The sequence below is a fragment of the Promicromonospora kroppenstedtii genome (assembly GCF_044389675.1).
In the GTDB taxonomy this organism is placed as follows: domain Bacteria; phylum Actinomycetota; class Actinomycetes; order Actinomycetales; family Cellulomonadaceae; genus Promicromonospora; species Promicromonospora kroppenstedtii.
Window position 1 is genome coordinate 158,038 of the sequence record NZ_JBIRYI010000001.1, and the last position, 19,813, is coordinate 177,850.

Genomic DNA, 19,813 nt, shown 5'->3' on the forward strand with positions numbered 1-19,813 from the left:
GTCACCGGTTGCCGAGATCGAGCGAACCGCTCGCCACGCCGTCGGTGTTCGTGCGCCGGGCCCGCTCGACGTACTCGGAGGCCTTGGTCGTCTCGGTCTGCAGCACGCCGATGGTCTGCGACATGGAGTCCAGCGCGCGGGTCTTGAAGTCGCTGATGGAGTCCATCGTCGCGTAGATGTTCGCGAACGCCGCCTGGAGCTGCTCGATGCCGACGGTCGAGCTCGCGGCCTGCTCCTGGATGGTCGCCGACTGGTCGGCGAGCATCTTGGAGGTCGAGGCGATCATGTTCGACGTCGTCGTGTTCAGGGCACCGATCTGGTCCAGCACCAGCTTCTGGTTCGCCAGGGCCTGCGCCACGATGACGGCGGTGCGCAGCGCGGAGACCGTGGTGGTGGTCGCGCGGTCCACGCCCTTGGTGAGCTCGATGTTGTTCTTGATGATGATGTCGATCGCGAGGTAGCCCTGGATCGACACCGCGAGCTGGGTGAGCAGGTCCTGGTGCTTCTGGCGCACGTAGAACAGGACGTCCTCGGACAGCGCCTTGGCCCGCTCCTGGTCGGCGATCTGCAGCTCGGCGATCTTCGCGGAGAGCTGCGCGTCGAGCCGCTCGGCCACGTAGATGTACTGGTTGAGCCGCGTCATGGTGTCCCAGAGGTTCTGCTTCTCCAGGTTGAGCGCGGCGTTGTCCTTGCGCAGCTCGTCCTGCCCGTTGTAGAGGGCCTGGATGATGGCGTTGAGCTGGCCCTGGGCGGACTCGTAGCGGCGGAAGTAGTCCTGGATCTTGTCGCCGAACGGGATGACGCCGAGGATCTTGCGGCCGACGCTGGCCTCGGACGGGTCCAGGTCCTCGACCGTGCGGCGCAGCTCCAGGAGGGTCTGGCCCACCTTCGAGCCGTCGGCGAGGCCGCCCTCCTTCAGGGCGCGCACGGGCGTGGCCAGCAGCCGGTTGCTGGAGTCGGCGGCCTGCCGGATGTCCTGGTCGCCCATGGTGCGCACGTCGTCGGCGCGCTGGGCGAACTCGGGGGAGCGGGTGTCGGTGCCGAGCAGACCGTCCAGGTAGGTGCTGACCTTCTGGTCGAGCGCGGGCGCCACGGCGGGGTCCACCTTGGGTGCCATCTTGGGCGCCTGGGTGCTCGCGACGGGCTGTACCGGGTCGGGCGCGGTGAGCACGAGCGGCTCTGCTGGCGCGGGGGGTTGAAGCGGCATCGGCTCGGTCATCGGTGCTCCTCGAGATAGGGCGTCCGAACGCGGCGAGTATATGCCGCGGGCTACCGTCTTCGAGGGCGGAAGCGCTGCTCGGCGGGGTGAGAACGAGGGGGCTGCGGGCAGAGTTCCCGGGGGAGCGGGTGACTGCTCCGTCGGCGTCGGACGGGACCTAGCTCGCGCAGCAAGACGACTTGGCAAGTAACCTTGCCAAATGGATGAAGTTGAGGGCATCCTGGTCTTGCCGAGTGCGTTGAAGCACCCGGGGATCACGGAAGCAGACATCGGACATGCGTTGGGTTTCTCGCGACGCAGCTTCGACAACGACGAGGACGGTTCGGCGATGACGATCGGCCCGGCCGAGTCGGGGGTGCTCCTGGAGATCGGGCACCGTTCCAAGTGGGGGATCCAGTTCGTGGTCTTCCACGCGATGGAGGCTCGGGACAAGTTCCTGACGCCGAAGGAGAGGGGCGAGGTGAGGTGAGCATGAAGATCGAGGACCTGAACCTGACACCCGAGGAGCGGGCAGAGCTCGAGGCCTGGGGCGAGGAGATGGCGGCCAAGGCCGTCACCGAGGACTACGCCGAGAAGCTGAAGCCGACCGCACCGGCGCTGCTGGAACTGCAGCGAGCAGCGGCCCGGCGCATCTACCTGACCGGCCAGGCGGAGAAGGCGGTGCGTGACGCCGTCGCCCAGGCGCGCGCGCAGGGGCTGTCGTGGAACGTCGTCGGCCAGGCGCTGGGTACCACGGGCGAAGCCGCTCGGCAGCGGTACTCCGCTGCCTGACCGCGGGACCATCAGGGCTGATCGGTTGCCCTGGTGAACTGGCCGGGTGTGGCACGCCTCACCCGGCCCTCGCTCACGGAATAGGCCCGCCGGGGCCCGGGGTTTGGGAGCATGAACGTCAGTGTTCGGACACCCTTCCAGACAGGATGTACCAGTAGCCATGCCCTCGCGCCGGTTCTCCCGCCCGCGTGCCGCCGTCGTCGTCACGGCAGCCGTCGCCCTCCTGCTCGCCGCGTGCTCACCCGGGGGAGGCGGGACGACCACGGATCCGTCGGGCGAACCCGTCACCGGGGGCACGCTGACCTACGCGTCGGGCGATGCCGAGCCGTCCTGCCTCGACCCGCACGTCGGCGGCAACTACCCGCAGGCGCTCATCGCCACCCAGTACCTGGAGTCGCTCGTCTCTTTGGACGAGGACGGCGAGGTCGTCCCGTGGCTCGCCACCGAGTGGGACGTGAGCGACGACGGCCTGGAGTGGGAGTTCACGCTCCGCGACGACGTCACCTTCACCGACGGCACGCCGTTCGACGCCGAGGCCGTCGCCGCGAACATCGCACACGTGCAGGACCCGGCCACGGCGTCGTCGACCGGGTACCTCGCGCTGGCGAAGATCAAGGACGTCGTCGCCGTCGACGACCACCTGGTCCGGTTCGAGATGAGCGCCCCCGACTCCGCGCTGCTGGAGTCGCTGTCGCAGGTGTGGGTCGCGATGGAGTCGCCGAAGGCCCTGGAGCGCAGCCAGGAGGAGAACTGCGCCGCGCCCGTCGGCACCGGCCCGTTCGTCGTCGACACGTGGGAGCGTCAGGACTCGGTCACCCTCGTTCGCAACGAGGACTACAACTCCCCGCCGGCCGACGTCGCCGAGGCGACCGAGGGCAGCGACCTCCCGTACCTCGACTCGATCGTGTGGCGGTTCATCCCCGACTCCGCGAGCCGCTACGCCGCCCTGCAGTCGGGCGAGGTCCAGGTCATCGACAACGCGCAGCCGGACACCATCAAGTCGGCAGAGACGGACGACGCGATCGAGGAGCTCGACGCCCCGCGCCCCGGCGCCTCCAACCGCATCGAGCTCAACTCGGGCAAGGCACCGTTCGACGACGAGCGCGTCCGCGAGGCGTTCATCCGCTCCGTGAACGTGGACGACGGCATCCAGAGCCTGTTCTTCGGCACCGCCGAGCGGTCCTACTCGCCCTTGTCGAGCGTCGAGCCGCTGGGCCTGAGCCTCCCCGACCTGTTCACCGTGGACACGGACGCGGCGTCGAACCTGCTGGACGAGGCCGGCTGGGACGAGCGCGACGCCGACGGCTACCGCGTCAAGGACGGCGAGCGGCTGACCCTCGACTTCCCGGTGAGCACCAACCAGTCGATCCCCGCCGAGCAGTCCCTGTTCGAGCAGGTCCAGGCCGACGCGAAGACCGCCGGCTTCGAGGTCAAGCTGCAGCCGCTCGACCTGTCGAGCTGGTACGGCGTCCTCGCCGAGAACGAGTACGACCTGGTCAGCGCCCCGTACACGAAGGTCGGCCCGGACGTGCTGCGCATCCTGTACCACTCCGACTCGATCACCCCGGCGCCGAGCGGCTACTTCGCGAACCTCGCGCAGGTGGACGACGCCGACCTCGACGAGCTGCTCACCCAGGCGTCGGCGGCCAGCGACGCCGGCGAGCGGGCCAGCCTCTACGAGGAGGCCCAGCGGATCATCCTCGAGGGCTACTACATCCTGCCGCTCTACGACCAGCAGAACCACTTCCTGCGGTCGTCGAGCGTGCAGGGTCTGCGCGCGATGCCGACGGTCTCGACGCCCACCTTCGCCGGGGCATGGCTGGTGCCTTGACCCTTCCGGTCCCCACCACCGGGGCGCGCAGGAGGCCGGTACCGGGCAACCGGCACTGGCTGCTCCTGCGCGCCGGCGGGGTCCTCTTCGTGCTGTGGGCGGCGGCGACCATCACGTTCTTCGCGCTCCGCCTGGTCCCCGGCGACCCCGCCGAGGCGATCCTCGGCGGCCCCGGCTCGCAGGCCGGGCCCGAGGCACTGGCGCAGGTGCGCCGGGAGTACGGCCTCGACCAGCCGCTCGTGGTGCAGTACCTCACCTACCTGGGGCGGCTGGTCACCGGCGACCTGGGCCAGTCGTACTCCCTGCACAAGCCGGTGCTGACCGCGATCGGCGAGCAGTTCGGCGCCACCCTGACGCTCGCCCTGGTCTCGCTGGCGCTGGCGTGGGCGCTCGCGTGCGCCCTGGCGGCGTGGAGCGTGCGGGGCGGGCGGATCGCGTGGGCCATCGGCTCGGGGCTGGAGCTGGTCGCCGCCGCCGTGCCGCACTTCTGGCTCGCGACCGTGCTGATCCTGTTCTTCAGCCTGACCCTGGGCATCCTCCCGCCGGTCAGCGTGCCGGGGCCCCTCGGCATCGTGCTGCCCGCGCTGACCATGGCGATCCCGCTGGCGGGGTTCCTGGGCCAGGTGATGCGCGAGTCCCTGCTCACGGCCATGGAGTCGCCGTTCGTCACCACGGCCCGGGCGCGCGGCGAGAGCGAGGTGCGCATCTTCTGGCGGCACACGCTGCGGCACGCCGCCATCCCCGCCGTCGGGCTGTCGGGGTGGGCGTTCGGGTCCCTGATCAGCGGCGCCGTGGTGGTCGAGTCGGTGTTCGCGCGGCAGGGCCTCGGACGCAGCCTGCTGTCCGCCGTGCAGCTGCGCGACGTCACGCTCGTGACCGGCATCGTGCTCGTGGTGGCGCTCGCGTACGCGGTGATGACACTCGTCACCGACCTCGCCGACCGGCTCATCGACCCGCGCACCCGGGCGGTGGCCGAATGAGGTTCCGCCCCACGGTCGCCGAGACGATCGCCGGTGTCCTGCTCCTGCTGCTCGTGGTCGCCGCACTGTGGCCGAGCCTGCTCGCGCCCGGCGACCCCCTCGCCGTCTCGCACGCCGACGCCTTCCAGCCGCCGTCGCTCGCCCACCTCTTCGGGACCGACGAGTCCGGGCGCGACATCTACACGCGGGTGGTGCACGGCGCGTCGGAGTCGCTGCTGATCGGCGTGCTCGCCACGGCGATCGGCATCGGCCTGGCGATCGTGCTCGGCTTCGTGGCGGGGCTCGGGCCGCGCTGGCTCGACTTCGGCACCACCCGGGTGGTCGAGGTGCTGTTCGCGTTCCCCGGCCTGCTGCTCGCGCTTCTGTTCATCGTGGTCACCGGGCCGGGCGTGCTGAGCTCGACCATCGCCGTAGGGCTGGCCACCGCGCCTGGGTACGCGCGCATCATCCGCTCCCAGGTGCGCCGGACGGCGTCCGCGGAGTTCATCGAGGCCGCCCGGGTGCTGGGCCGCGGGCGGCTGTGGATCACCGCGCGCCACATCCTGCCGAACGTGACCGCCGCCCTGTTCGTGCTCGCCACCCTCGGCCTGGGTCAGGCGATCATCTGGGTGTCGTCACTGAGCTATCTCGGCCTGGGCGCCGTGCCGCCCGCCGCCGAGTGGGGCGCGATGCTCGCCGCCGGCCGCACCTACATCGCGAACTTCTGGTGGATGACGTTCTTCCCCGGCCTCGCGATCGTCGCCAGCGCCGCGGCCGCGACCGTCATCGGCCGGGGGATCCAGAAGCGGAACAGGAGTGCGGCATGAGTGCTGTGGCCTCGGGCGGGGGGTTGCCGACGCCGGATGGCCCCGTGCTGGACGTCCGGGACCTCGTCGTGTCCTTCGCCGGACGGCGCGTGGTCGACGGCGTGAGCCTGCGCGTCGCCGCGGGCGAGTGCGTCGCGATCGTCGGTGAGTCCGGCTCGGGCAAGAGCGTGACGGCGCGCAGCGTCGTCGGCCTGGCGGGGGAGGGCGCGCGGGTCTCGGCCTCGACGTTGCGGGTGGCTGGGCAGGATGTGCTCTCGCTGTCCGGACGGCGGCTCCGGAGGCTGCGCGGGGGCGTCGTCGGCCTCATCGCGCAGGACGCGCTGGTCTCCCTGGACCCCCTGCGGCCGGTCGGCCGCGAGATCGGCGACACGCTGGCCCTGCACACCGATCTCGCCGCCGCCGCGCGCCGGGCGCGCACCCTCGCTCTCCTGGAGCGCGTGGGCCTGCCCGACGCCGAGCTCCGGGCCGGTCAGCGACCCGGCCAGCTCTCGGGCGGGCAGCGGCAGCGGGCGCTGATCGCCTCGGGCATCGCGGCCGACCCACGGCTCGTGATCGCCGACGAGCCCACGACGGCGCTCGACCAGCCCGTGCAGGCCGGGGTGCTCCGGCTGCTGGGGCAGCTGCGCGACGAGGGCACCGCCGTGCTGCTGATCAGCCACGACCTGTCCGCGGTGCTGGGAGTGGCGGACCGGGTGCTCGTGATGACCGACGGCGTGGTGGTCGAGGAGGGCACGCCGGCCGAGGTGTTCGAGCGTCCCCGGCACCCGTACACGCGCACGCTCGTGGAGGCGGTGCCGGCAGGCCGCGCACGTGGAGAGTCACTGGCCGCAGGTCCCCCGGCCGCGCCCCCGGCCGCGCCCCCGGCCGTGGACGTCGAACGTAGGGATGGTCGCGCCAAGAGCGCTGACGGGCCGAGCAACCCTACGTTCGACGGGCCGGCCGGGCGCGAGGGCGAGGTGCTCGTCGAGGCTCGCGGGTTGTCGCGGGTGTTCCACGTCGGGAGGCGGGAGATCGTCGCCGCCGACGACGTGTCGTTCACGCTCCGCGCGGGCCGCACCCTCGGGCTGGTCGGCGAGTCCGGATCGGGCAAGTCCACCACCGCGCGGCTCCTGCTCGGGCTCGAGCACCCCGACGCCGGCGAGGTCACTCTGCTCGGCGAGCCCTGGAACCCGCTCCCGGAAGCCCGGCGCCGTCCGCGCCGGCACCTGATCGGCGCGGTGTTCCAGGACGCCCTGAGCTCGTTCGACCCGCGCTGGACGGTCGGCGCCGTCCTGGCCGACGCCATCACCCGCGGCCGGTCGCTCCGGTCCGGACCGGTGCGCGCGGAGATCGCGGCCCTGCTCGACACCGTGGGCCTCGACCCCGCGCTGGCCGCCCGCCGCCCGCTGCACCTGTCCGGCGGGCAGCGGCAGCGCGTCTCCGTCGCGCGGGCGCTCGCGGCCGAGCCCCGGGTGCTGGTCCTGGACGAGCCGGTCTCGGCGCTCGACGTCTCGGTCCAGGCGCAGGTGCTCGACCTCCTGGACCGGCTCCAGCGCGAGCGAGACCTCGCATACCTGCTGATCACGCACGACCTCGGCGTCGCCCTGCACATGAGCGACGACCTGGCGGTGATGCAGGAGGGCCGCATCGTGGAGCAGGGCCCGGCGTCGAGCGTCTTCGACGACGCCGAGCACCCGTACGCGCGGCAGCTCCGGGACGCCGTCCGGCTCTAGGGGGCTGACGACACTCAGCCGACGCCGACGTGCTGCCGCTCGGGCTCGATGACGGCCACGACACGTTCCTGCTCGCGGGAGTACGGCGCGCCGGTGTACTTGCGGGCGAGCTCGTCGACGATCGCCCAGCCCGCATCGCCATCGAGCCACTCGACCACCCGGCCGCGGACGACGACGGGCTCGAAGGGGTTGTCGACGGGCGCGACCGACAGCGCCACGCGCGGGTCGCGGCGCAGGTTGCGCGCTTTGCGCATGGTGGGGCCGGTGAAGAACACGATCCGGTCGCCGTGAGTGCCGACGAACACCGGGGCGGCGTGCGGCGCGCCGTCCGGCAGGACCGTGGCGACGTGGGCGATCGAGGTGCCGTCGAGGACGCGGCGGACTGCGGGTTCGAGCATGTCGGGCTCCTTCAGAGGGGTGGTGCGCCCAACGTAGGAGCCGGGCGCCAGCCCGTCTTGAACGAAACGCGCATGGTCAGGCGAGCGGCGGCGTCCGGCGTCGGGCGGCGAGGAACGGTTGGTAGGACGCCGCGTGCTCGTGGTCGCACGCGCACCGGTCGATGCGGCCACCGAGCAGCCGGCGCGGGGTGAGCCCGGTCAGACGCACGCACTCCCGGCCCAGGTGCGCCTGGTCGGCGTAGCCCACGTCGACGGCGATCCCCGCCGTGCCGTCCGCGCCGCGGCGGCCTGTGGCGCTCGCACCGGCCTGGGCGAGCGCGAGGAAGCCCTGGAACCGCAGCGTCCGCTGCAGCACCTTGGGGCTCACGCCCAGCGTGTGCAGGCAGCGGCGGCGGAGCTGGCTCGGTGACAGCGCCAGGTGGCCGGCCAGCGCTTCGATGGCGACCGGCCGCCACGGCATGAGTGCGGCGACGGCCGCGCCCACGAGCGGATCCGGCCGGCCCGCCCGACGCAGCTCCCGCAGAAGGTGGTCCTCCAGGAGCCGTAACGCGTGCTCCGGCGTCCGTGCCAGGGCGGTTCGGTCGGTGAGCTCGTCGACCGGACCGCCCCACAGGTCCGCCAGGTCGACGCGCTGGTCCACGAGGTCGTCGAGCGTCGTCGGCAGGGGTGGCGGGGTGCCGGGCCGGAACCGCAGGCCGACGATGGTGGTGCGCGGCGCGACCACCTCGATGTCGGGGCCGGTCAGCGGCCCGACGAGCTCGGGCCGGCCGCCGATCGGGAGGTGGATCTCCACGCCCCCCGTGGGCAGGTTCCGCTGCGCGTACGGCGCCTCGCCCGTGCGCTGGATCCACGCCGTCCGCACCACGCCCGCCAGCGCGGGCCGGGGTGACCGCTCGACGTAGGACTCCATGACGGTCATCCTTCCCGGAGATCCCGGCAGACCGCCAGGGAAGTGCCCGCGCGCCCGCCGATGAGTTCCGGCGGCGGAAGCCGTCCACCCCGCAGGAGACCGGCCCGACGGGCCGCCGAGACGTGGAGGACTGCGATGCCGCGATACCTGATCTCGTTCGACGACGGCGCGATGACGTTTCCCGAGGAGGACCTGCCCGCCGTGGCAGAGGCCTCGCACGCCGTCGTGCAGGCGGCCAAGGACGCCGGCGTCTGGATCTTCGGCGCCGGGCTGGAGCGGCAGCAGGCGTCGGTCGTCGCGACGGACGGGACGGTGACGGACGGGCCGTTCCCGGAGACCAAGGCCGTGATCGGCGGGTTCTGCATCCTTGAGGTGGCCGACCGCGGCGAGGCGCTGAAGTGGGCGGCCCGGATCGCGGAGGGCTGCCGCTGTGCGCAGGAGGTCCGGGAGCTCATGTACGACCCGGAGTCCTGAGCTCCGACCTGGGGCCCTCGGCGGCGTGCGCGGCGTGGTCATCGGGCGGCCGAGGCGCACATCCCTTTTGAGGCCTAAGTTTCTTCGCTTTGAGCCGGCTCAAAGCGAAGAAACTTAGGCCTCAAAAGGGAGCGGTCAGACGGCGAGAGCCTCGACGGGGGAGCGGTCAGACGGCGAGCGAGCGCACCGTGTCGATCGTGTCCGCCTCCGCGGCCGTCTTGTCGTCGCGGTAGCGCAGTACGCGCGCGAAGCGCAGCGCGAGGCCGCCGGGGTAGCGGGTCGAGCGCTGCAGGCCGTCGAACGCGATCTCCACGACCTGCTCCGGGCGGACAGTGACGACCCAGCCGTCGTCCTCGACCTCCAGCTCCCGGAAGCGTTCGGTCTGCCACTGCAGCATCTGGTCGGTCATGCCCTTGAACGTCTTGCCGAGCATCACGAAGCCGCCCTCCGGGTCCCGCGCGCCCAGGTGGATGTTGGACAGCCAGCCCTGGCGTCTGCCCGAACCGCGCTCGACCGCCAGCACCACGAGGTCCAGCGTCTTGCGGGGCTTCACCTTGACCCAGCCTGCGCCCCGGCGTCCGGCCGCGTACGGCGTGTCCAGCGACTTGATCACCACACCCTCCTGGCCCTCGCGGAGCGCGCCCGCGAAGAACTCCGCCGCCTCGTCGGCGTCGGAGGTGAGCAGACGGCGCACCGTGTGCGGCCCCGCGACCTCGTCCAGCACGGCCAGGCGCTCGCGCAGCGGGGCGTCGAGCAGGTCGCGGCCGTCGGCGTGCAGCACGTCGAAGAAGAACGGCGTGAGCTGGAACTGGTCGGCCAGGGCCTCCTCCGCCGACGTCGCCCGAGCCGGCCCGCGTGCGGAACCCCGTCCGGACTCGTGCGTCGCCGAGCGCGCCGCCGTCTCCTGGAACGGCCGCGGCACGCCGTCCGGCCCGACGCCGAGCGCCTCGCCGTCGAGCACCAGCCGGTCGGAAGGCAGGGCGCGCACCACGTCGACGATCTCCGGCACGCGCTCGGTGATGTCGTCCAGCGAGCGCGTGACCACGCGCACCTCGTCGCCGAGCCGGTGCACCTGGATGCGGATGCCGTCCAGCTTCACGTCCACGCACAGCTCTGCCGGTTCGCCCCCGGACAGCTTCTCGAACGCCGCCGCGATGTCCGGGGCCGACTGGGCGAGCATCGGCCGCACCGGCCGCCCGACCTCCAGCGTGAAGCCCGCCAGCGCGGCGAGCGGCTCCTCCGCGAGCAGGGCGGCGCTCGCGACCGGTCCGGTCGCACCGCGCAGCATGACGGCGCGGCGGACGGCGTCGGCCGGGACACCGGCGGCCTCCGCGATCGCGTCCACCACCACCGAGTCGAGCGCGCCCTGCCGCAGCTCGCCCGCGACGAGCCCGCGCAGGAACGCCTGCTCGCGCTCGGTCGCTGCGCCGAAGAGCTCCGCCGCCGCCGTCGAGCGGTCCTGGCCCGAGCCCGGGCCCTCCAGCGCCGCCATCGCGGCGAACGCCGCGTCGACGTCGCGCACCGTGAGCGTGGCGTCCGACGACGGCGGCGGCAGGTCGCGCAGCGCGGCGTAGCCCAGGCCGGTGCGGCGCTGCCGCAGCGCGCCCGCGAGGTAGGCGACGACGATCTCCAGGTCGTCGGCCGGGTCCGCGACACCGGCGTCCGACGGCGCAGCACCGCCCGCCCCGTCCGCCGTCCGGCGCAGCAGATCGGCGATGGCCGCCCGCTTGGCCAGGCGCGAGCGCGTGGCGGCGACGGCGTCGGACGTGGCGGCGACCTCGGCGAGCAGCATGCTCCATCTTGGCCCGCCACCCGGTCCGGCGCGGCCTCAGCGGGCCGGTCACGCCCACCAGGTGAGGTGCGCGCCGGCCTCGGCGGTCGGCTCGATGAGCTCCCAGGCCTCCGCGATGCGGCCCGTCTCGAAGCGCATGATGTCGACCACCGTGATCTCCGGGCCGGACGGCAGCCGCCGGCGGGAGTGCAGCATCACGTGGTTGCCGTCGGCCAGCAGGTGCAGGACCGTCACCTCCATCCCGTCGATGTGCTCCAGCGAGCCGCGGACGGCGGCCAGCCACTCGGCCTTGGTCCGCGACGTCCCGTCGGGCCGGTGGTGCACGAAGTCCTCGTCCAGTACCCGGGCGACGGCGTCGACGTCGCCCGTCTCGGTGAGCGCCGCGAAGGCCGCGGCGACGATGCTCGTGTTGTCGGTCGTGCTGCTCTGCGGCGTCATGTCCTGTGTCGTCATGCCGGCAGTCTTCGGCGGGACGGTGGGGGATGTCGATGAACTGGGAGTTCATGGCGCTCAGGTCAGCGGTGCACGACACTCGACGCCATGGGAACCGTGGGCGAGCTGTTGCGGCAGTGGCGGCAGCGGCGTCGGCTGAGCCAGCTCGACCTCGCGATCGCCGCTGACGTCTCGGCGCGGCACGTCAGCCTGGTGGAGACGGGGAGGTCCCGGCCCAGCGCCGAGATGGTGCTCCGGCTCGCGGAGCAGCTCGACGTGCCCCTGCGCGACCGGAACCAGCTGCTGCTCGCCGCGGGCTTCGCGCCCCGGTATGCGGAGCGCCCGCTCGGCGCTGACGCCCTGGCCACGGCGCGGGACGCGGTCGGCAGGGTGCTGCGCGCGCACGAGCCGTACCCGGCGCTGGTCTTCGACCGCCGCTGGAACATCCTGCTGACCAACCGGGCCGTGGACCGGTTCTTCGCCGGCGTCGCACCCGACCTGCTGCGGCCGCCGGTCAACCTCGTGCGCCTGGGCCTGGACCCGCGCGGGCTCGCCCCGCTCGTCGTGAACCTGGCCGATGTGCGCTCCGTGTTCCGTGCCCGGGTACGGCGTCAGCTCGCCACCGTGCCCGACGCCGAGCTGACCGCCCTCTACGAGGAGCTCCTGGCGCACGGCCCACCGGGTGCGAACCACGACGGGGCATCCGTCGAGGCAGAGTCGGACGTGGTGATCCCGATGATCATCCGCTTCGACGGGCGGGAGCTGCGGCTCTTCTCCACGATCACGACGTTCGGCACCCCGATGGACATCACGCTCGACGAGGTGGCGGTCGAGTCCTACTACCCGGCCGACGACGAGACGGCCGCCTACTTCACGGACCCGGTCACGGCCGGGTCCAGGCAGGAGTAGCCCGTCAACCGTGCGGCCAGGCCGCCACCGCCGCCTCCACGGCCACGCGGGTCGGCCCGGGCACGCCCGGCACCAGCTCGTACGCCTCCTCGGCGGCCTTCGGCGCGCGCCGCCAGGTGCCGACCAGCCGCCCGTCCAGCAGGACGGCGGGCCGGAAGACGCCGTTGCTGAACGGGACGACCGTGCGCATCGCCTCGGCGTCCGCGACCAGGCCGCGGTCCTGGTAGCCCAGCACCATCTCGTCGAACCCCGGCACGAGCACGACGCCGCCGGGTTCCGTGAGCCCGTCCAGGTCGGCCCCGCGCCCGACGAGCATGGCCTGCCCGTCCACCACGACGTCGACCAGGCTGTCCGGCTCCGCCGTGCGCAGCGCGGTCACGGCGGCGCGCACAGGTGTCTTGGGCAGGCCGAGCCACCAGGCCAGGTCGTCCACGGTGGCCGGTCCACGGCTCGTGAAGTAGGACCGGGCGATGCGGGCGAGGGTCGTCGCGGGTTCCTCGGCCCGGACGCCGCCCGGCGGGGGCGGCGTCGCGACCATGCGCTGCTGCGCGCCCGCGAACGGCCCCCAGTGCAGCACCTCGCGCAGTGCCAGGGTGACGATCAGGTGGTATCCGCGCTGCCCCTCGATCGGTATGCCGGCCTGCTGCCACCGGTCGATCATCTCGGCACGCGTGAGCCCGCCGTCCGACACCGCGAGGGCCTCCCGGGTGACGGCTTCCGCCCGGTCCACGATCGCGTCGTCCAGGCCTTCGACCTCACGGACCCGCCGGCCCTGGCGCGTCACACGCTCGCCCGTGAGCGAGACGAGCGCCGCCAGGTCGGCGGGTGTGGTCGCGAAGAGGGTGCCGCGCTGCGTCCACCCGCGGACCAGGGTGCCGTCGTCGAACGCGGCGCGGACGTCGTCCACCGTGGTGCCGGGGCGGGAGCGGACCGCGACGGCTCGCAGCACGGCGGGCAGGTCCTGCCCCTGCAGGGCGACCATCCGGCGCACGACGTCGGCCGGGGACGCCGTGCTCGGCCCGTCGGGCAGCACCAGGCCCTGCGTGCGCAGGCGCAGCCGGCGCGCGGCGTCGGGGGAGAGGTCGGTAGGTCCGGAGGGCATGCGGGAAGGTTACGACGAGCCTGTGACACGCACCGGGCCCGCGCCGTCCTGGCCGGTCACCCGGTCCGGAGCCGCGCACCAGTGACGCCCTGTCACGTGCGGGGCCGGCGGGATGTCATGGGTGAGACGTGACACCTTCGCACTGGCACGCGGGCTCCGGGCCCGGTGGGATCTAGGCATGACCTCGACACCAGCCCGCGACGTCGACCGTCCGGAGCCGACCCCGCCGGGCCGGGTGATGCGTGTGTCCGTGCTGACGATCGCCGCGGCCTTCCTGGCGGCCGCCGTGGCACCGACGACGGCGTTCCCGCGGACCGGTGACCTGCCGGAACGCGATGGGGCCTGTGGGGCGCCGGGAGCCTGAGCGGGTCCCGTCAGGCCCGTCGTCCGGCGGATCGAGCCCCGCATTTGTCATGGTCAAGACCCGCTAGACCTAGGCTAAACTCGGCTCGCTTGCCTCCGTAGCTCAGCTGGATAGAGCGGGTCACTTCTAATGACTAGGTCGCGGGTTCGAATCCTGCCGGGGGCACTGGTCTGCTGTCGACGAGCGTTGTCGGCTCGCCCCGACGGCGCGCACGAATCGTCGGTTTCCGTATACCTACCAGGCGCTACGGCTTGGCAGAACGATCTTGACCTATCAGGATGAAGCCGTGACTTCAGGAACACGCTCCGCAGTGCTCGGCCGTCGGGGTGGTGTGGACCCGAACGTTGCGGAGCAGCTCGGATTCACCGTGCACGACGTCGTGCAGGACCTGCGCCGCGACGTCGCCTCGGCGACCCTGCCCCTGCCGGTCGACGGCGCCGAGGAGGCCGAGGCGTCCCGCGAACGCCTCCTGGCGCAGCTCGACGAGCACCTGCTTCCGCGCCTCGCCGAGCTGTCGAGTCCCGCCGTCGTGGTGCTCGCCGGCTCCACGGGCGCAGGCAAGTCCACGCTCTTCAACAGCCTCCTGCAGGAGGAGGTGTCCGAGGCCGGGGTGCTGCGGCCCACCACCCGCGAACCCGTGGTGGGCGTGCACCCGCGCGACGTGGACACGCTGACGGCGGGCCCCGTCACGGAGCTGGCCCGCCTGGTCAAGCACGAGGGCGTCCCGCGCGGCACCGCGCTGATGGACGCCCCGGACCTCGACTCCTTCCTCAAGGAGAACCGCTCCACGGCGCACCAGCTCCTGGAGGCGGCCGACCTCTGGCTGTTCGTCACCACGGCCGCCCGCTACGGCGACGCCCTGCCCTGGCAGGCGCTCGACCGGGCCAAGGAGCGCGGCGCGAGCGTCGCGATGGTGCTCAACCGGGTGCCCAAGGAGAACCTGACGACGATCCGTGCCGACCTCAACGCCCGCCTGCGGGAGCGCGGCATGAAGGACGTCCCGCTGTTCATCGTGCCCGACGTCGGCCCGCACGAGGGCCTGCTCGACCCCCAGCTGGTGGCGCCCATCCAGCGCTGGCTCAACCTGATGGCCGGACCCGAGCGCTCGCGCACCGTGATCCTGCGCACCCTCAAGGGCGCGCTCGGCGCCCTGCCCGACTGGGTCATGGGCCTCGTCACCGCGGTGGAGCAGCAGGGCACCGCCGCCTTCGACCTCCGCAACGCCGTCCAGTCCGTGGTCCCGGACGAGCAGCTCGCCGCACGCACCGCCGTCCTGTCCGGTACCGCGGGCGAGGGCACCGTGGCCGCACGGTTCGCGGAGATCGCCAGCACCGACCGCATCTCCCGGGTCACGGTCCGCGACGGCATCGCCCGCACCACCAGGCGTGCGGGCAAGGCCCGCGAGACCGCGCTGCTCCGGCTGCGGGAGGAGGTCGAGGCCACCGCCACCCGCGCCTTCGTCGCAGCCGGCGTCCGCACCGAGGAGAGCCTGCGCGGAGCCCTCGCCGGACCTGGCGCCCCGGCCGCCGGCGACACGATCCTGCCGTCCGGCTCGGGCCGCGCCAAGGACCGCCTGGCCTGGGGGCAGAAGGCCGCCGCCGACTGGTCCGGGCGGGCCGACGACGTCGTCGGGCGCATGGCCGACTCCGACCCCGACAGCGCGGGCTCCGAGGCCGCCCTCCGGGCCGCCGGCGCCCGCAAGGCATTCGGCGACCAGGGGCTGGCCACCCTCCTGCAGGCGGTCGCGCTCGGCAACGAGGACTCCATGACACTCATCGACCGCGTCCTCGGCGAGACAGCGGGCGACGCGATCGAGGAACTGCAGGGCGAACTTGCCGACCAGGTCGCGCTAGCGGTTGCGGAAGAGGCCCGTTCTGTCCAGAGTGCCCTTGACGTCCCCGCGCTAGCCGACGACGCGGCCGCTCCGCTCCGCGTGCGGCTGGCCGAGCTCAGGAGGCTGACATGACGAGCCACGACGCGACCCTCGGCGCTCGCACCGAGGACCTGGGCCGGGCCCTCCAGATCGCCGGGTCCCGCCTCGACGACACCGTGTTCGGCAAGGTCGCCAGCTCGGTCGCCGGCGTGCGTGAACGGCTCGCGCTCGGCGTCGACCACACCGTCGTGGCGCTCGCGGGCGGCACCGGTTCGGGCAAGTCGAGCACCTTCAACAAGATCTCCCGGCTGACCTTCGCCGACGTCGGCGTCAAGCGCCCCACCACCGCCAAGGTCACCGCGTGCTCGTGGAGTGACGACGCCGCGACGCTGCTCGACTGGCTCGGTGTGGAGCGCGAGCGGCGCATCACCCGGGCGGGCGAGCTGGACTCCGCCGACGAGGCGGCCCTGAGCGGGCTCGTGCTGCTCGACCTGCCCGACCACGACTCGGTGGCCCCCGGCCACCGCGAGGTCGTGGACAAGGTGCTGCCGCTCGTGGACCTGCTGGTCTGGGTGGTGGACCCGCAGAAGTACGCCGACGACGCCCTGCACACCGGCTACCTGCGCGACTCGTCCGGCATGCGGGCCTCGACCGTGGTCGTGCTCAACCAGATCGACACGGTGCCCGTGGGGCAGCGCGACAACCTGGTCAACGACGTGAAGCGGCTGCTGCGGGACGACGGCCTGGACGACGTGCCGGTCATCGCGGCGTCGAGCAAGACGGACATCGGCATCGACGACCTGCGCGGGCTGCTGGAACAGACCGTGGCCCGCCGGTCGGTCTCGGCCGGCCGCGCCGCGGGCGAGCTGGACGCCGCCGCGACGCTGCTGCTGGGCCAGACGCCGGCCGAGGTGCCGTGGCACATCGACACCGTCCTGGAGCGCGAGGTCGACGCCCTGGCGCGTGCCGCCGGGCTGGAGTCCGTGGCCGCGCAGGTCGGCGCGGCGGTCCGCAACGGCTACGGCTCGCCCGAGTTCCGCAACCCCGACCCCGACTCGATCGCGCTGTCCAGGTCGCGCTGGCTGACGGGCTCGGGGGAGTCGCTCAAGCCCGGCTGGCAGCGGTCGCTCGCCGAGAGCGTGGCCAGCGCCCGGGACGTCGCGAGCGCGGTGTCGGCGGCGCTGCAGGGCATCACCCTGGACACGCGCGGCCCGACGACGCAGCCGCTCACCCGGCGGCTCGCGCTCGGCGCCGTGCTGCTGGCGGTCCTGCTCGGGATCGCGACGGTGCTGGCGTCCATGGGGATCCTGCCCGTCGGGGACACGTGGACGACCGTGCTCGGCGTGCTCGCGGTCGTGGCCGCCGTCGCGGCGCTCGTGGTGTTCCTCGTGGCGATGCAGATGCGGCGCGCGCTGGCCGCCCGCCGGGCGCAGGGCGTCATCGCGTCGGGCCGTGCCGCCCTGGAGAGAGTGCTGCAGCAGACCCTCGGTGTGCCCACCCAGAAGCTGCTCGACGAGCACCGCGCGGTACGCGAGCTCGCACAGAGTGCGCGGGATGACGGACCCTCCGTACCGCTCCGTGTGGAAGAGAACCCGACCACAGGCAGCCAGATCCGGGTTTCGTCCACAGGTGGTGCCCGGCTGACGGATCTGCGCTCCGTCCGCGCCTGATGCTGGGTACGGGCCGGCCGCGAGGGCCGGTCCGGGACACCCAGGAGGGCTCCATGAACGACGTGACGGTGACCGTCTCCGGCCGCGCCGGCAACACCCCCGCGCTGCACACGGGCAAGGGCAAGGAGTACGCGATGCTCCGCGTGGGCAGCACGCGACGCTTCATGAACGAGGACGGCGACTGGACCGACGGCCCCACGCTGTGGTTCTCGGTGAAGACCTGGCGGACGGCCGCGGTGAACCTCGCCAGGTCGGTGCGCAAGGGCGACCCGGTGGTCGTCACCGGCCGGCTGGAGGTCGAGCAGTGGGAGACCGCCGAGGGGGTCCAGCGCTCCACCCTCGTGATCCAGGCGACCGGGGTCGGTGTGGACGCGACCCGGGGCAAGGTCGAGTACTCGCGGGTCGTGCACCACGAGGCGCTGGCGCCCGCGCCGCGGGACGCGGACGGCCTGCCGGTCGACCCGTTCGGCGTCGGCGCCCCGGAGGTGCCGGAGCATGAGGACGACGAGGCGGGCGTCGGGCAGCGGGAGCTGGTGACCGCGTAGGCTGGTGCCAGTCGTGCTCAGCGGTCCGCGGGTGCCAGGGTTCTCCTGCGCGGACGAACCCTGGCACCCGCTCCGCGAGAGCGCACCCCATCCGACGTACCTTCTGTGAACGGTGGAACACAGGCAGTGGCTGAATACATCTACTCCATGTACAAGGCGCGCAAGGCGCACGGCGACAAGGTCATCCTCGATGACGTGTCGCTGAACTTCCTGCCCGGCGCCAAGATCGGCGTCGTCGGGCCGAACGGCGCCGGTAAGTCCACGATCCTCAAGATCATGGCCGGGCTGGACACGCCGAGCAACGGCGACGCCCGCCTGTCGCCCGGCTACACCGTGGGCATCCTGCAGCAGGAGCCGCCGCTGAACGAGGAGAAGACGGTCCTCGGCAACGTCCAGGAGGCCGTCGGCGAGATCCTGGCCAAGAAGGCGCGGTTCGACGAGATCTCCGAGCTCATGGCCCAGCCCGACGCGGACTTCGACGCGCTGCTGGCCGAGATGGGCACGCTCCAGGAGGACATCGACGCGGCCGACGCGTGGGACCTCGACTCCCAGCTCGAGCAGGCGATGGACGCCCTGCGCTGCCCGCCGCCGGACGCCGACGTGTCGGTGCTCTCCGGTGGTGAGCGCCGCCGCGTCGCGCTGTGCAAGCTGCTCCTGGAGAAGCCCGACCTGCTGCTCCTGGACGAGCCGACCAACCACCTCGACGCCGAGTCCGTGCTGTGGCTCGAGCAGCACCTCGCGTCCTACGCGGGCGCCGTGCTCGCCGTGACCCACGACCGGTACTTCCTCGACCACGTCGCGGAGTGGATCTGCGAGGTCGACCGCGGGCGCCTCTACCCGTACGAGGGCAACTACTCGACGTACCTCGAGAAGAAGCAGGCGCGCCTGGAGGTCCAGGGCAAGAAGGACGCCAAGCTCTCCAAGCGTCTCAAGGAGGAGCTGGAGTGGGTGCGGTCCAACGCCAAGGGCCGCCAGACCAAGTCGAAGGCCCGCCTGGCCCGCTACGAGGAGATGGCTGCCGAGGCGGAGCGCACCAAGAAGCTCGACTTCGAGGAGATCCAGATCCCCGCGGGCCCGCGCATGGGCTCGCTGGTGCTGGAGGCCACCGGCCTGAAGAAGGGCTTCGACGACCGCGTGCTGATCGACGGCCTGTCGTTCACGCTGCCGCGCAACGGCATCGTGGGCGTCATCGGACCGAACGGCGTCGGCAAGACCACGCTCTTCAAGACGATCGTCGGCCTGGAGCCGCTCGACGGTGGCGAGCTGAAGGTCGGCGAGACCGTGTCGATCTCCTACGTCGACCAGTCGCGAGGCGGCATCGACCCCAAGAAGACGCTGTGGGAGGTCGTGTCCGACGGGCTCGACTTCATCAAGGTCGGCAACGTCGAGATCCCGTCGCGCGCCTACGTGGCGTCGTTCGGGTTCAAGGGCCCGGACCAGCAGAAGCCGGCAGGCGTGCTGTCGGGCGGTGAGCGCAACCGCCTCAACCTGGCGCTGACGCTCAAGCAGGGCGGCAACCTGCTGCTGCTCGACGAGCCCACCAACGACCTCGACGTCGAGACCCTCGGCTCGCTGGAGAACGCCCTGCTGGAGTTCCCGGGCTGCGCCGTCGTGGTCTCCCACGACCGGTGGTTCCTCGACCGGGTCGCCACGCACATCCTGGCCTACGAGGGCACCGAGGAGAACCCGGCGAACTGGTACTGGTTCGAGGGCAACTTCGAGTCGTACGAGGCCAACAAGGTCGAGCGCCTGGGTGCGGACGCGGCGCGCCCGCACCGGGTCACGTACCGCAAGCTGACCCGCGACTGACGACGCGGCGCCCGGGGGCCGGCCTGTGACTGACCCTCCTTTTCGAGGCCTAAGTTTCTTCGCTTTGAGGCGACCCAAAGCGAAGAAACTTAGGCCTCAAAGGCGAGGAGCCAACCCGGCATAGCGGGCGAATTTCGCATCGGTTCCTTGCTGCCAGGGGACATGTTCGACAAGATGCCGCAGTGAGCCCTGCCCTACGTCCCGGATGGCGTGAGC

At 72.5% G+C, this 19,813-nt stretch carries 19 protein-coding genes and 1 tRNA gene; 14 read left to right on the forward strand and 6 right to left on the reverse strand.

Going from position 1 to position 19,813, the window contains the following annotated elements; all coding sequences use genetic code 11:
• Position 1: 1 nt before the first annotated feature.
• Positions 2 to 1,219, reverse strand: a complete 1,218-nt coding sequence (locus ACH47X_RS00735; protein ID WP_397400461.1) for a toxic anion resistance protein — start codon at positions 1,217 to 1,219, stop codon at positions 2 to 4.
• 328 nt (positions 1,220 to 1,547) lie between these two features.
• Between ACH47X_RS00735 and ACH47X_RS00740 the strand changes: the two genes are divergently transcribed.
• From ACH47X_RS00740 to ACH47X_RS00765, 6 genes are all read left to right on the forward strand, one after another.
• Positions 1,548 to 1,688 (forward strand): hypothetical protein, encoded by a 141-nt coding sequence (locus ACH47X_RS00740; RefSeq protein WP_397400463.1) that lies wholly within the window; start codon positions 1,548 to 1,550, stop codon positions 1,686 to 1,688.
• Between the two features lie 2 nt (positions 1,689 to 1,690).
• A complete protein-coding gene (locus ACH47X_RS00745) occupies positions 1,691 to 1,990 on the forward strand; it encodes a hypothetical protein (protein WP_397400465.1) in 300 nt (99 codons plus the stop codon).
• A gap of 160 nt (positions 1,991 to 2,150) precedes the next feature.
• On the forward strand, positions 2,151 to 3,821 hold the full coding sequence (locus ACH47X_RS00750) for an ABC transporter substrate-binding protein (RefSeq protein WP_397400467.1): 1,671 nt from the start codon (positions 2,151 to 2,153) through the stop codon (positions 3,819 to 3,821).
• Positions 3,806 to 4,801, forward strand: coding sequence for an ABC transporter permease (locus ACH47X_RS00755; RefSeq protein ID WP_397400469.1), 996 nt, complete (start codon positions 3,806 to 3,808; stop codon positions 4,799 to 4,801). Before ACH47X_RS00750 ends, ACH47X_RS00755 begins: the two co-directional genes overlap by 16 nt.
• Positions 4,798 to 5,607: an ABC transporter permease gene (locus ACH47X_RS00760; RefSeq protein ID WP_397400471.1), complete on the forward strand. Its 810-nt coding sequence runs from the start codon at positions 4,798 to 4,800 to the stop codon at positions 5,605 to 5,607. The genes ACH47X_RS00755 and ACH47X_RS00760 overlap by 4 nt, the downstream gene beginning before the upstream one ends.
• Entirely contained in the window at positions 5,604 to 7,319 is a 1,716-nt protein-coding gene (locus tag ACH47X_RS00765) for a dipeptide ABC transporter ATP-binding protein (protein WP_397400473.1), read from the forward strand. Before ACH47X_RS00760 ends, ACH47X_RS00765 begins: the two co-directional genes overlap by 4 nt.
• 14 nt (positions 7,320 to 7,333) lie before the next feature.
• Here ACH47X_RS00765 and ACH47X_RS00770 read toward each other — a convergent pair whose 3' ends face one another.
• Together ACH47X_RS00770 and ACH47X_RS00775 are read right to left on the reverse strand one after the other, a co-directional pair.
• On the reverse strand, positions 7,334 to 7,717 hold the full coding sequence (locus ACH47X_RS00770; RefSeq protein ID WP_036962888.1) for a TIGR03618 family F420-dependent PPOX class oxidoreductase: 384 nt from the start codon (positions 7,715 to 7,717) through the stop codon (positions 7,334 to 7,336).
• A 76-nt stretch (positions 7,718 to 7,793) separates the two neighbouring features.
• The gene (locus tag ACH47X_RS00775; protein ID WP_397400475.1) at positions 7,794 to 8,627 is read right to left on the reverse strand and encodes a helix-turn-helix domain-containing protein; all 834 of its coding nucleotides are present in this window, start codon (positions 8,625 to 8,627) and stop codon (positions 7,794 to 7,796) included.
• Between the two features lie 135 nt (positions 8,628 to 8,762).
• Between ACH47X_RS00775 and ACH47X_RS00780 the strand changes: the two genes are divergently transcribed.
• Complete coding sequence (locus tag ACH47X_RS00780; protein ID WP_397400477.1) at positions 8,763 to 9,101, forward strand: YciI family protein; 339 nt, start codon at positions 8,763 to 8,765, stop codon at positions 9,099 to 9,101.
• Between the two features lie 166 nt (positions 9,102 to 9,267).
• Here the strand turns inward: ACH47X_RS00780 and ACH47X_RS00785 are convergent, their stop codons facing one another.
• Complete coding sequence (locus ACH47X_RS00785) at positions 9,268 to 10,893, reverse strand: ATP-dependent DNA ligase (RefSeq protein ID WP_397400479.1); 1,626 nt, start codon at positions 10,891 to 10,893, stop codon at positions 9,268 to 9,270.
• A gap of 48 nt (positions 10,894 to 10,941) precedes the next feature.
• Positions 10,942 to 11,346, reverse strand: coding sequence for a nuclear transport factor 2 family protein (locus tag ACH47X_RS00790; RefSeq protein ID WP_397400481.1), 405 nt, complete (start codon positions 11,344 to 11,346; stop codon positions 10,942 to 10,944).
• Positions 11,347 to 11,433: 87 nt separating this feature from the next.
• On the opposite strand from ACH47X_RS00790, the gene ACH47X_RS00795 reads away from it, so the two are divergent.
• Positions 11,434 to 12,234 (forward strand): MmyB family transcriptional regulator, encoded by an 801-nt coding sequence (locus tag ACH47X_RS00795; protein ID WP_397400483.1) that lies wholly within the window; start codon positions 11,434 to 11,436, stop codon positions 12,232 to 12,234.
• 4 nt (positions 12,235 to 12,238) lie between these two features.
• Here ACH47X_RS00795 and ACH47X_RS00800 read toward each other — a convergent pair whose 3' ends face one another.
• Positions 12,239 to 13,336, reverse strand: coding sequence for a winged helix DNA-binding domain-containing protein (locus ACH47X_RS00800; RefSeq protein WP_397400485.1), 1,098 nt, complete (start codon positions 13,334 to 13,336; stop codon positions 12,239 to 12,241).
• 178 nt (positions 13,337 to 13,514) lie between these two features.
• Between ACH47X_RS00800 and ACH47X_RS00805 the strand changes: the two genes are divergently transcribed.
• The 6 genes from ACH47X_RS00805 (at position 13,515) to ettA (ending at position 19,597) form a co-directional block, all read left to right on the forward strand.
• Entirely contained in the window at positions 13,515 to 13,700 is a 186-nt protein-coding gene (locus tag ACH47X_RS00805) for a hypothetical protein (protein ID WP_397400487.1), read from the forward strand.
• A 91-nt stretch (positions 13,701 to 13,791) separates the two neighbouring features.
• Positions 13,792 to 13,865, forward strand: a tRNA-Arg gene (locus ACH47X_RS00810).
• Between the two features lie 121 nt (positions 13,866 to 13,986).
• Positions 13,987 to 15,666 carry a GTPase gene (locus tag ACH47X_RS00815; protein ID WP_397400489.1) on the forward strand — a complete coding sequence of 560 codons (1,680 nt, stop codon included), beginning with the start codon at positions 13,987 to 13,989 and terminating at the stop codon, positions 15,664 to 15,666.
• On the forward strand, positions 15,663 to 17,243 hold the full coding sequence (locus ACH47X_RS00820; RefSeq protein WP_142033395.1) for a GTP-binding protein: 1,581 nt from the start codon (positions 15,663 to 15,665) through the stop codon (positions 17,241 to 17,243). Before ACH47X_RS00815 ends, ACH47X_RS00820 begins: the two co-directional genes overlap by 4 nt.
• Positions 17,244 to 17,296: 53 nt before the next feature.
• Positions 17,297 to 17,788, forward strand: coding sequence for a single-stranded DNA-binding protein (locus ACH47X_RS00825; RefSeq protein ID WP_397400492.1), 492 nt, complete (start codon positions 17,297 to 17,299; stop codon positions 17,786 to 17,788).
• Between the two features lie 126 nt (positions 17,789 to 17,914).
• Positions 17,915 to 19,597, forward strand: a complete 1,683-nt coding sequence (gene ettA, locus ACH47X_RS00830) for an energy-dependent translational throttle protein EttA (RefSeq protein WP_036966876.1) — start codon at positions 17,915 to 17,917, stop codon at positions 19,595 to 19,597.
• Positions 19,598 to 19,813 lie beyond the last annotated feature (216 nt).

Excerpts from the sequence above, each read along its gene's own strand:
- ACH47X_RS00785 (WP_397400479.1), bottom strand. The coding sequence starts at position 10,893 with ATGCTGCTCGCCGAGGTCGCCGCCACGTCCGACGCCGTCGCCGCCACG.
- ACH47X_RS00750 (WP_397400467.1), top strand. The coding sequence starts at position 2,151 with ATGCCCTCGCGCCGGTTCTCCCGCCCGCGTGCCGCCGTCGTCGTCACG.
- ACH47X_RS00745 (WP_397400465.1), top strand. The coding sequence starts at position 1,691 with ATGAAGATCGAGGACCTGAACCTGACACCCGAGGAGCGGGCAGAGCTC.
- ACH47X_RS00770 (WP_036962888.1), bottom strand. The coding sequence starts at position 7,717 with ATGCTCGAACCCGCAGTCCGCCGCGTCCTCGACGGCACCTCGATCGCC.
- ACH47X_RS00795 (WP_397400483.1), top strand. The coding sequence starts at position 11,434 with ATGGGAACCGTGGGCGAGCTGTTGCGGCAGTGGCGGCAGCGGCGTCGG.
- ACH47X_RS00765 (WP_397400473.1), top strand. The coding sequence starts at position 5,604 with ATGAGTGCTGTGGCCTCGGGCGGGGGGTTGCCGACGCCGGATGGCCCC.
- ACH47X_RS00740 (WP_397400463.1), top strand. The coding sequence starts at position 1,548 with ATGACGATCGGCCCGGCCGAGTCGGGGGTGCTCCTGGAGATCGGGCAC.
- ACH47X_RS00790 (WP_397400481.1), bottom strand. The coding sequence starts at position 11,346 with ATGACGACACAGGACATGACGCCGCAGAGCAGCACGACCGACAACACG.
- ACH47X_RS00805 (WP_397400487.1), top strand. The coding sequence starts at position 13,515 with ATGACCTCGACACCAGCCCGCGACGTCGACCGTCCGGAGCCGACCCCG.
- ACH47X_RS00825 (WP_397400492.1), top strand. The coding sequence starts at position 17,297 with ATGAACGACGTGACGGTGACCGTCTCCGGCCGCGCCGGCAACACCCCC.
- ACH47X_RS00760 (WP_397400471.1), top strand. The coding sequence starts at position 4,798 with ATGAGGTTCCGCCCCACGGTCGCCGAGACGATCGCCGGTGTCCTGCTC.
- ACH47X_RS00800 (WP_397400485.1), bottom strand. The coding sequence starts at position 13,336 with ATGCCCTCCGGACCTACCGACCTCTCCCCCGACGCCGCGCGCCGGCTG.
- ACH47X_RS00775 (WP_397400475.1), bottom strand. The coding sequence starts at position 8,627 with ATGGAGTCCTACGTCGAGCGGTCACCCCGGCCCGCGCTGGCGGGCGTG.
- ACH47X_RS00755 (WP_397400469.1), top strand. The coding sequence starts at position 3,806 with ATGGCTGGTGCCTTGACCCTTCCGGTCCCCACCACCGGGGCGCGCAGG.
- ACH47X_RS00780 (WP_397400477.1), top strand. The coding sequence starts at position 8,763 with ATGCCGCGATACCTGATCTCGTTCGACGACGGCGCGATGACGTTTCCC.
- ACH47X_RS00735 (WP_397400461.1), bottom strand. The coding sequence starts at position 1,219 with ATGACCGAGCCGATGCCGCTTCAACCCCCCGCGCCAGCAGAGCCGCTC.
- ACH47X_RS00820 (WP_142033395.1), top strand. The coding sequence starts at position 15,663 with ATGACGAGCCACGACGCGACCCTCGGCGCTCGCACCGAGGACCTGGGC.